This window comes from Caulobacter sp. DWR3-1-2, assembly GCF_049896225.1.
Classification (GTDB): domain Bacteria; phylum Pseudomonadota; class Alphaproteobacteria; order Caulobacterales; family Caulobacteraceae; genus Caulobacter.
On sequence record NZ_JAFCTW010000022.1, the window covers coordinates 1 to 9165 of the forward strand.

The 9165-nt window shown below is 65.1% G+C and carries 10 protein-coding genes; 8 read left to right on the forward strand and 2 right to left on the reverse strand.

All coding sequences use genetic code 11. The annotated features are described in order from the left end of the window. Positions 1–115: 115 nt before the first annotated feature. Positions 116–712 (forward strand): hypothetical protein, encoded by a 597-nt coding sequence (locus tag ACP696_RS19940; RefSeq protein WP_426044234.1) that lies wholly within the window; start codon positions 116–118, stop codon positions 710–712. A gap of 9 nt (positions 713–721) precedes the next feature. Then, positions 722–1108, forward strand: a complete 387-nt coding sequence (locus tag ACP696_RS19945) for a hypothetical protein (RefSeq protein ID WP_426012502.1) — start codon at positions 722–724, stop codon at positions 1106–1108. Here the strand turns inward: ACP696_RS19945 and ACP696_RS19950 are convergent. Further along, a complete protein-coding gene (locus ACP696_RS19950; protein ID WP_426012504.1) occupies positions 1105–1245 on the reverse strand; it encodes a helix-turn-helix transcriptional regulator in 141 nt (46 codons plus the stop codon). The two genes, ACP696_RS19945 and ACP696_RS19950, sit on opposite strands and share 4 nt — an antisense overlap. 100 nt (positions 1246–1345) lie before the next feature. Here ACP696_RS19950 and ACP696_RS19955 point away from each other — a divergent pair, with 100 nt between their 5' ends. Next, positions 1346–1714 carry a cupin domain-containing protein gene (locus ACP696_RS19955; RefSeq protein ID WP_426012506.1) on the forward strand — a complete coding sequence of 123 codons (369 nt, stop codon included), beginning with the start codon at positions 1346–1348 and terminating at the stop codon, positions 1712–1714. Positions 1715–1848: 134 nt separating this feature from the next. Here the strand turns inward: ACP696_RS19955 and ACP696_RS19960 are convergent, their stop codons facing one another. Further along, the gene (locus ACP696_RS19960; protein WP_426012587.1) at positions 1849–2736 is read right to left on the reverse strand and encodes a sensor histidine kinase; all 888 of its coding nucleotides are present in this window, start codon (positions 2734–2736) and stop codon (positions 1849–1851) included. A 418-nt stretch (positions 2737–3154) separates the two neighbouring features. Here ACP696_RS19960 and plsY point away from each other — a divergent pair, with 418 nt between their 5' ends. The 5 genes from plsY (at position 3155) to ACP696_RS19985 (ending at position 8715) form a co-directional block, all read left to right on the forward strand. Next, entirely contained in the window at positions 3155–3817 is a 663-nt protein-coding gene (gene plsY, locus ACP696_RS19965) for a glycerol-3-phosphate 1-O-acyltransferase PlsY (protein ID WP_426012507.1), read from the forward strand. Next, entirely contained in the window at positions 3814–4914 is a 1101-nt protein-coding gene (gene dprA, locus ACP696_RS19970; protein ID WP_426012509.1) for a DNA-processing protein DprA, read from the forward strand. The genes plsY and dprA overlap by 4 nt, the downstream gene beginning before the upstream one ends. Before the next feature lie 149 nt (positions 4915–5063). Beyond that, entirely contained in the window at positions 5064–5390 is a 327-nt protein-coding gene (locus ACP696_RS19975; protein WP_426012511.1) for a DUF2442 domain-containing protein, read from the forward strand. Between the two features lie 255 nt (positions 5391–5645). Further along, on the forward strand, positions 5646–8303 hold the full coding sequence (topA, locus tag ACP696_RS19980; RefSeq protein WP_426012513.1) for a type I DNA topoisomerase: 2658 nt from the start codon (positions 5646–5648) through the stop codon (positions 8301–8303). A 49-nt stretch (positions 8304–8352) separates the two neighbouring features. Continuing rightward, positions 8353–8715, forward strand: a complete 363-nt coding sequence (locus ACP696_RS19985) for a hypothetical protein (protein WP_426012514.1) — start codon at positions 8353–8355, stop codon at positions 8713–8715. Positions 8716–9165 lie beyond the last annotated feature (450 nt).

Sequence of the window (9165 nt, forward strand, 5' to 3'; positions counted from 1 at the left end):
CTTTGCTGTCGGCTGGCATGAGCGCTTCGGTCGAGATCGTGACGGGGAAACGGCGGGTGATTGATTTTGTGTGGTCGCCGGTGGCGAAGACGGTGTCAGAGGCGGGGAGAGAGCGGTGAAATTGATGGCATTCAACTCTTACCGCATGATCAACTTTATTTCATGCGGCCTATCAGTTGTTGCGGTAGCCGCGCTTTGGGGGTGTGAGCATAGATCTGAGGTTGATATTTCGAATGAAGAGTACTCGGTATCTTCATCGAAGGCCGAGAGCTGTTCTCTATTTTCAGAGATATTGAATATGGACAACCGGCTTATCGAAAAAAAACTTTCCGTCCGCGGAGAGAAGGTTTCTGACGAAAAACCATTCGAAGACATAATGCCAGGCGGGAAATTCTACGCGACCGCAACGGCTGGCCTTCGCCCCGACTCGCCGATGAGCGGCGACGTTACAGATAAGCCAATGCAGCATTATTACTTATCTCGCGTGTACAGAGAGGCCGGAGATTCGAGAAATGAGATCCGCAATCTGATGTTGTCTGCTCTGCCTCAAGAATCCTATGTTGAAATGCAGAGGAACGGGGGCCGATTTCACGTTTCAATGAAGAAGATATATGGCTCATATCTGCCGGCCATTTGCCGACTTCAGAAAATATGCGCCGATATAGGCGAAAGCCGAAGTGTTCTGTCGTTTCAGTGCAATGCTAATTGGTAAAAAATAGCAATGCCCACTTCATTGGACGGCGCGATTGTTGCCTTACGTTACACGGCCGCAAATTATCAATATTCCGCTCCAAAGTCTTTCAGCGACAATGCCAATGCTATTATTAGGGATTTCGACGCGCGATGGAAATCGACGACGCTCCGTCGTCAAATCGAAGTCGGCGGGGCGGTGGAGCTGAATCCATTCTTCGCGAAGGGCGCGGCAAAGGGTTTCGCCAAGAAGATGTTTGGTAAGCGGGCCAAGTGGATAATTATACCGGGTATAACGGTTGGAGCCCAAGCTTCCACTGGGGGAGTTCCCACCGTTTCCGGAAAAGCTGGGGTTACTTGGTTGGGCTTTGGCGCGTCGCTCGGCGTAAAAGAGGGACACAAACTCTTTTCAGGCTAGGTCTCTAACTCAGCCGCGACCCGTTCGACCTCGATGTCGCCCTCATGAGCCCGCGCCTGGGCCAGATCATAGGCGGCCTGCATCCGCACCAAGGTGTCCGCGCGCACGCCGAACACCTTTTCGAAGCGGATCGCCATGTCGGTCTAGCCAATTCGGATTTGAATGGCCTGCCCCGATCCACGCAACCGCCCCGCGCCTTGAGGTATTCACGCGGTTCACAGACCAGCGGAGCGCGACATGGCCATCTTCAACAAAGACATCATCAAGCTGACGACGACCAACAAGAACTGGCAAAAGGAAGTCTATTTCGACAAGCAGGCTCAGATCGTCATGATGAGCATCCCCGTCGGCGAGGAAATCGGCGAAGAGACCCATGACGCCGACCAAACCACGTTCATCGCGTCGGGCGAGGGCCAGGCCGTGGTCGACGGCGCGCGATCGAAGCTGACCGAGAGCCACCTGATCGTCATCCCCAAGGGCGCCAAGCACAACATCATCAACAAGGGCGACGTCGAACTGAAGCTCTTTACCGTCTATTCGCCGCCGGCCGAGGACGAAGGCGTCAACTTCAAGACCAAGGCCGAAGCGGAAGCGGCGGAAGACTAGCGACGCGGCGCAGGCGCACCTCCGCTTTCGTCCAAGGCGGCCGACTGGATCAGGCCCGGTCGGCCGCTTGTTTCGATAGAGCGATTGTCTCTGGTCGCGACTCTTCAGTCCAGGGCGACGCGACGACCCCGTTCTCAGCGCGCGAGCCGGTCCCTGAGCATCCGCAGCGTGGCGATGACGCCATGCTTGGGCCACTCATAGGTTATGGACCCGCCCAGTTGCGCCGACATGCCCCGGGTCACGAGCTTGCTCCCGAAACCTCCGGTCCCGTCAGGCGCCTTGACGGGTGGGCCGCCGCGCTCGGTCCAGACCACCACGACGTCCTGCTCCTGCGCCGTGCACGACACGTCCAGCGTGCCGGTCCCGACCGAGAGTGCGCCGTATTTGAGGGAGTTTGTCGCCAGTTCATGGATGACCAGGGCCAGGGTGGTCGCCGCAGCCTCGCCGACGCCCATCCGGGGCACGGAGACGCGGATGCGGCCGCTGAACGCGCCGAGGTCGTCATAGGGCGCGAGAAGGACGGAAATCAGATCGCCGAGCAGCGCGGCCTTGCCGTGCTGGCCGGGTATGGGACGAACCAGGTCATGGGCGCGACCCAGGGAGGTCAAGCGCTCCGTCAGCTCACGAGCCATGTCCGTGGTGGTTTCCGTTGAGCGCGAGGTGATCGCGGTCAGGGACGAGGCGATCGTCAGAAGGTTCTTGACGCGGTGGCTCATCTCGCCGGCCAGCAGTTCGTTGGCTTCCTCCGCCTGCTTGCGGCCGGTTACGTTGAGGAACACTCCGGCCATCACGCGCGCGATGATCCCCTCGTCGTCGCCCTGGCCACGCGCCGAAATCCACCGGATCTCGTCCTCGACCATGACGCGAAAATCTATCTCATAGGGGCCGACGATCCCGCGCGTCGCGGCGAAGGCCGCATGAACCCGGTCGCGGTCGGCCGGGTGGATGTGAGCGGACAGATCCTCGAAACACACCGCCTTGGTGATCGGTACGCCCCAAAGGCCATAGCCAAGTTCGTCCATCACCAGTTGGTCGGAGTCGACATTCCATGACCAAAGGGCGACGCCCGCCGCAACAAGCGCCCGGCGGAGCTGTTTGGTATCCCACAGCTGAGGGTTAGATTGTGCAGCGGACAAAGGGCAAACTCTTTAGCTGGGGACCATTGGCGCCACGGGCCTCGCGGGGACCGGGGCGTATCCTTCTGAACGCTCGCTTGCGGCGAAAGGCTATACCGGCCCTATTTAGGGATAGATAACCGATCCGCACAGCCATGAGATACGCCCTTCTATATTCCGCCGCGCGAAGAGGCGCCGAGATCAGGGCGGGAAAACCGTGGAGTGCTTGCCGCACGCTCGGGTATAAAGCCGAAACCGGCGTTTTCGCGCTTGCCATGCTCCAGCCACGCCCGGCAACCTTCACCACACCCATAGGTCGCAAACCGTGCAAGATCTCGCCCAAGCCGTCTACCTGACCCTCGGGATCACGATCCTCGGCGGCTATCTGCTGGGCTCGATTCCGTTCGGCCTGATCGCCACGCGGCTAGGCGGGGCGGGCGACATCCGGCAGATCGGCTCGGGCAATATCGGCGCGACCAACGTGCTGCGCTCGGGCCGCAAGGACCTGGCGGCCATTACCCTGATCGGCGACGCCGGCAAGGGCGTGGTGGCGGTGCTCCTGGCCCGTTGGCTAAGCCACGGCAACCCGGCGATCATCGCCCTGGCCGGCGGCGCGGCCTTCACAGGCCACCTGTTTCCAGTCTGGTTGAAGTTCAAGGGCGGCAAGGGCGTGGCCACCTTCTACGGCGTGCTGTTGGCCGCCTGCTGGCCGGTGGGCGTGCTAGCGGCCGTGACCTGGCTGGCCGTGGCGGCCCTGCTGCGCCTCAGCTCCCTGGCCGCCCTGGTCGCCGCAGCCCTGGCCGCGCCGTTCGCCCTCGCCACCGACCAGCCCTATCCGTTCCTGGTCCTCTGCCTGTTCATGGCCGTGCTGATCTTCATCCGACACAAGGACAATATTGGCCGGCTGCTGAAGGGCGAGGAGCCCCGCATCGGCAAGAAGAAGACGGCCGAAGCGCCGCCTCCCCCAAGCACGACAGAGGGCGCGTGACGACTCGCCGCCTCTCGGACCCTGAGCGCCTTGCCTGGTTGAGGCTGGCGCGCACCGAGACGGTCGGCCCCGTCGCCTTCGAGCATCTTTTGCAGCGGTTCGGCTCCGCCGAGCGCGCCCTTCAGGCCTTGCCCGAACTGGCCCGCCGCTCCGGTCGGGCGGCGCCCCTGCGTTCGCCGCCCGAGGACGAAATCCTCCGCGAGCTGGAAACCGGCGCCAGGCTCGGTGCGCGGCTGATCTGCGCCTGCGAGCCGGACTTCCCCTCGCGCCTGGCCGCCCTCGATCCGCCGCCGCCGGTGATGTGGAGCCTCGGCCACGCCGAACTGCTGCCCCAGCCCAGTCTGGCCATCGTGGGGGCTCGCATCGCCTCGGCCGGCGGTCAGCGCTTCGCCCGACAGTTGGCTGCGGAGTTAGGGCAGCACGGCTATGTCGTCGTCTCGGGTCTGGCGCGCGGCGTAGACGGCGCGGCCCACGAGGGCGCCCTGGCGACCGGCACCGTGGCGGTGCTTGGCGGCGGGGTCTGTGACATCTATCCGCCTGAACACGCCGCCCTGCACGCCCGGATCGCCGGCGAAGGCGGCTGCATCGTCAGCGAAAGCGCCTGCGACCGGCGGGCCATCGCCAAGGACTTCCCGCGCCGCAACCGCATCATCTCGGGCCTGTCCCTGGGCGTCATCGTGGTCGAGGCCGAGCTGAAGTCCGGCTCGCTGATTACCGCCCGCCTGGCCGCCGAGCAAGGCCGCGACGTCTTCGCCGTGCCCGGCTCGCCGCTCGATCCCCGCGCCAGGGGTCCTAACGACCTGATCCGCCAGGGCGCGATCCTCTGCGAAAGCGTCGAGGACGTGCTGCGCTCGCTGTCGGGCCAGGCGTCCTTGCGCGAGCGCGAACGCACCTACGATCCCGACGAGCCGATGGATATCGACCACAACGCTCTGCGCGCCCAGGTGGCCGCCCTGCTCTCGCCCACCCCCGTCTCCCGCGACGAGCTGGTCCGCGCCACCCGCGCCCCGACCTCGGCGGTGATGGCGGCCTTGGTGGAGCTGGCCTTGGCGGAGCGGGCGGAGTTGCTGCCGGGCGGAATGGTGGCGGGGATTTGAACCCATCAAGATAGGGCAGTCTGTCGATGTTCACCGTTCATCGCGCTTCCGGGATGCGCATCGTCACATGAGGCGCGCGGATATTCGGCGCGCGATGGCGATCGTCGGGGAACTGCGTAACGATTTGCTGGCGCGCTAGAGAGGGGTTCATGGCTGACTCGACTGACACGGACATCGACGCCGCCATCGCGCTCGGTGACAAGCTGTCCCTGAATGAGCCGAGAGCGGCCTCCGCTCGCTACGACCAACCAACGGGTCGCATTGTCGTGGAGTTGGCCAGCGGATCGGCTTTCGCGTTTCCAGCGCGCCTTGGCCAAGGGCTCGAGGCGGCCACCGATGAAGAGCTGGCGAGGGTCGTCATTCCGGGGGCAGGGTACGGCCTGCACTGGGAAGCTCTGGACGTCGATCTGTCGATACCGGGGCTGGCCGCCGGCATCTTCGGAACCAGGGCTCACATGGCCAGGCTCGCCGGATGAGGCGCTTCCGCGGCCAAGGCTGCCGCAGCCCGTGCCAACGGCGCTAAGGGCGGGCGACCGCCCAAGACCAAAACCGCCTGACCGCCGCCGAGATATTCCTCTCTCTTAAGAGAGAGCCGCTCGCCAAATGCGGTGTTCGCCACAGCCGACGTTGACAGACCCCTGGCGCCGCCCCCACTTTCCGGCGCTTCGTCCAAGGTTCGCCCCAAAGGCGCGCCCGAGGCAGACCCCTTTCTCCCCAGGTCCAGAGTCCTAATGATCGTCGTCGTCGTCGAGAGCCCGGCCAAGGCCAAGACCATCAACAAGTATCTCGGCCCCGGCTTCACGGTGCTGGCATCCTACGGTCACATCCGCGACCTGCCGTCCAAGGACGGCTCGGTCGAGCCCGACAACGACTTCCACATGCACTGGGAGGCCGACGCCAAGGGCGCCAAGCGGATCGCCGACATCGTCGACGCCATGAAGGGCGCCGACGGCGTGATCCTGGCCACCGACCCCGACCGCGAAGGCGAGGCCATCAGCTGGCACGTGCTGGAGGTTCTGCAGAAGAAGAAGGCGGTGAAGGACAAAACGGTCAAGCGCGTCACCTTCAACGCCATTACCAAGACCGCCGTGCTGGAGGCGATGGCCCATCCGCGCGACATCGACATGGAGCTGGTCGAGGCCTATCTGGCCCGCCGGGCGCTCGACTACCTGGTCGGCTTCACCCTGTCGCCGGTGCTGTGGCGCAAGCTGCCGGGCAGCCGTTCGGCCGGACGGGTGCAGTCGGTATGCCTACGTCTGATCGTCGATCGCGAGCTGGAGATCGAGCGCTTCAAGACCCAGGAATACTGGACCGTCGAGGCCGATGTCACGGCCGGCGCTGATCCATTCCTGGCCCGGATGGTCAAGTACGAGGGCAAGAAGCTCACCAAGTTCGACCTCGGCAATGAGGGCTCGGCCCTGGCCGCCAAGGCCGCAGTCGAAAAGGCCGTATTCAAGGTCGCCGCCGTCGAGAAGAAGCCCGGTAAGCGCTCGCCCGCCCCGCCCTTCACCACCTCGACCCTGCAGCAGGAAGCCTCGCGCAAGCTGGGTTTCTCGGCCCAACGCACCATGCAGGCCGCTCAGAAGCTGTATGAAGGCATCGACATCGGCGGCGAGACCGTCGGCCTGATCACCTATATGCGGACCGACGGCGTGTCAGTGGAGCCCGAAGGCATAGCCGAGGCGCGCAGCGTCATCGGCAATGTCTATGGCGCATCTTACGTCCCCGAGACCCCGCGCTACTACAAGGCCAAGGCCAAGAACGCCCAGGAGGCCCACGAAGCCATCCGCCCGACCAGCCTGAGCCGCAACCCCGGCTCGCTGCGTCTGGAGTCGGATCTGGGCCGCCTGTACGAGTTGATCTGGAAGCGGATGATCGCCTCGCAGATGGAGAGCGCCCGCATCGAGCGGACCACCGTCGACCTGGAGAGCAGCGACGGCCAGACCGGAATGCGCGCCTCGGGCCAGGTGATCCTCTTCCCCGGCTACCTGGCAGTCTATGAGGAAGGCCGCGACGACGCCGATGACGAGGACAGCGCTCGCCTGCCGCTGATCGAGGAGGGGGCAACCGCCAAGGTCATCGACGCCCGGGCTGACCAGCACTTCACCGAGCCGCCCCCGCGCTATTCGGAAGCCAGCCTGGTCAAGAAGATGGAAGAGCTGGGCATCGGCCGCCCCTCGACCTACGCCTCGGTGCTGACTGTGCTGCGCGACCGCGAATATGTGCGCATGGACAAGCTGCGGTTCATTCCCGAGGACAAGGGCCGCCTGGTCACCGCCTTCCTCGAACAGTTCTTCCGCCGCTATGTGGAGTACGACTTCACCGCAGCCCTGGAGGAAAAGCTCGACCTGGTGTCGGACGGCAAGCTGGACTGGAAGGAATTCCTGCGGGACTTCTGGAAGGACTTCCACGCCGCCGTCGGCGAGATCGCCGAGCTGCGCACCACCAATGTGCTCGACGCCCTCAACGAGTCGCTGGGCCCGCACATCTTCCCCGACAAGGGCGACGGCAGCGACCCGCGCCTGTGCCCGACCTGCGGCACGGGGATGCTGTCGCTGAAGGTCGGCAAGTTCGGGGCCTTCATCGGCTGCTCGAACTATCCCGAATGCCGCTTCACCCGCCAACTGGCCACGAGCGAAGGCGAGGGCGAGGCGGAAGCCGCCGACAAGGAGCTGGGCATCAATCCCGAGACCGGCCGCGCCGTCTGGCTGAAGAACGGTCGCTTTGGCCCCTATGTCGAGGAGCCGCCGGCGACGGACAGCGCCGACAAGCCCAAACGCTCGAGCCTGCCCAAGGGCTGGACTCCGGCGGGGCTGGACCTGGAAAAGGCCCTGCGCTTGCTGTCCCTGCCGCGCGAGGTCGGGCTGCACCCCGACGACGGCAAGAAGATCACCGCAGGCCTCGGCCGGTTCGGACCGTTCGTGCTGCACGAGGGCACCTACGCCAATCTGGAGAACGCCGAGGAGGTGTTCGACATCGGCCTGAACCGCGCCGTCGCCCTGCTGGCCGACAAGCGGGCCGGCGGCGGGCGTCCTCAGCGGGGACAAGCCGCTGCCCTGGCCGACCTGGGCGTCCACCCGGATGACGGCAAGCCGGTGAAGGTGCTGTCGGGTCGCTTTGGGCCCTACATCAAGCACGGCGACACCAACGCCAATGTCCCCAAGGGCGCCGATCCGGCTGCCATGACTCTGGCCGAGGCCGTGGTGCTGCTGGCCGACCGCGTCGCCAAGGGCGGCGGCAAGAAGCCGGTGAAGAAGGCGCCCGCCAAGGCCAAGGCCGCCGCGGCCGATGGGGCGGCTCCGGCCAAGAAGGCGCCGGCGAAGAAGCCGGCGACCAAGAAACCGGCGGCGAAAAAGCCCGCCGCCAAGAAAGCCAAGGCCGAAGCGTAACGCATCTCGGCCACTTGGTCAGAGGAAGATTGGGGGTTAGGCTAGGCTCATGACGTCGTTGGAACGCCCTCTTCCTCTGCCCGTGGTGGTGCTGATCCTGGCGGCGATCAGCGTCGGCGGCTTCGCGTTCGGCCTGAAGGGCGCGCTGCTGAAGGAAGACCACCAGGCGGCCTCGACCGCGCCCCTGGCCGAGGTCTCCGGCGTGCCGGTCCGCGACGCCCAGCCGATGGTGGCGATCATCGCCCCGCCGCCGCCCGTCGAGGCGCCCAAGCCCAAGCCCGTCGAGGCCGTTGCGGAGACTCCGGCCGACGCCGCGCCGGCGGTCGAGGCCCCACCCGTCCCCACCGAGCCCGAAAAGAAGCCCGAACCCCCGCCCCAGACCACGCCGCAGCGCATCGAGGATCTGTACTAGGGCCGATCGCCAAGGTCCTCCCCCTGTGGGGGAGGCGATCGCGAAGCGATCGAAGGGGGAACGATTGGGATCGTCGATCGCAGTTCTGGCCGTCATCCGATCACTCCCCCCACCGTCGGCTTCGCCGACACCTCCCCCACAGGGGGAGGACCTTGTTCACGCACGACTTGGCCGCTTCACGCGGACGACCGCTGAAGGGGTGAGGAGGCGCGGAGCGGCCGGGCCAAGCCCGGATGACCGTGGGTTTAGAGTTTGCGTTTCGGCGTGGACCGACCGCTCCGCGAAACCGTTTGTCTCGAGGGACGACGATTGAGGGCTTGTTTCATCCCGGTCGTCGTTCCCCCTCGGACGGGCAGGATCAAAGTCGCCCGGAAGGGGCCGTCAGCGACTCCGACAGATCCTGGAACAGACCGGTTTGACTCCCGGCCCCGTCGACCCGCGCAGATCCCG

Coding starts and splice junctions, on each gene's coding strand:
- ACP696_RS19950 (WP_426012504.1), bottom strand. CDS start 1,245: ATGGCGATCCGCTTCGAAAAGGTGTTCGGCGTGCGCGCGGACACCTTG.
- ACP696_RS19955 (WP_426012506.1), top strand. CDS start 1,346: ATGGCCATCTTCAACAAAGACATCATCAAGCTGACGACGACCAACAAG.
- ACP696_RS19945 (WP_426012502.1), top strand. CDS start 722: ATGCCCACTTCATTGGACGGCGCGATTGTTGCCTTACGTTACACGGCC.
- ACP696_RS19960 (WP_426012587.1), bottom strand. CDS start 2,736: ATGGACGAACTTGGCTATGGCCTTTGGGGCGTACCGATCACCAAGGCG.
- ACP696_RS19975 (WP_426012511.1), top strand. CDS start 5,064: ATGGCTGACTCGACTGACACGGACATCGACGCCGCCATCGCGCTCGGT.
- topA (WP_426012513.1), top strand. CDS start 5,646: ATGATCGTCGTCGTCGTCGAGAGCCCGGCCAAGGCCAAGACCATCAAC.
- ACP696_RS19985 (WP_426012514.1), top strand. CDS start 8,353: ATGACGTCGTTGGAACGCCCTCTTCCTCTGCCCGTGGTGGTGCTGATC.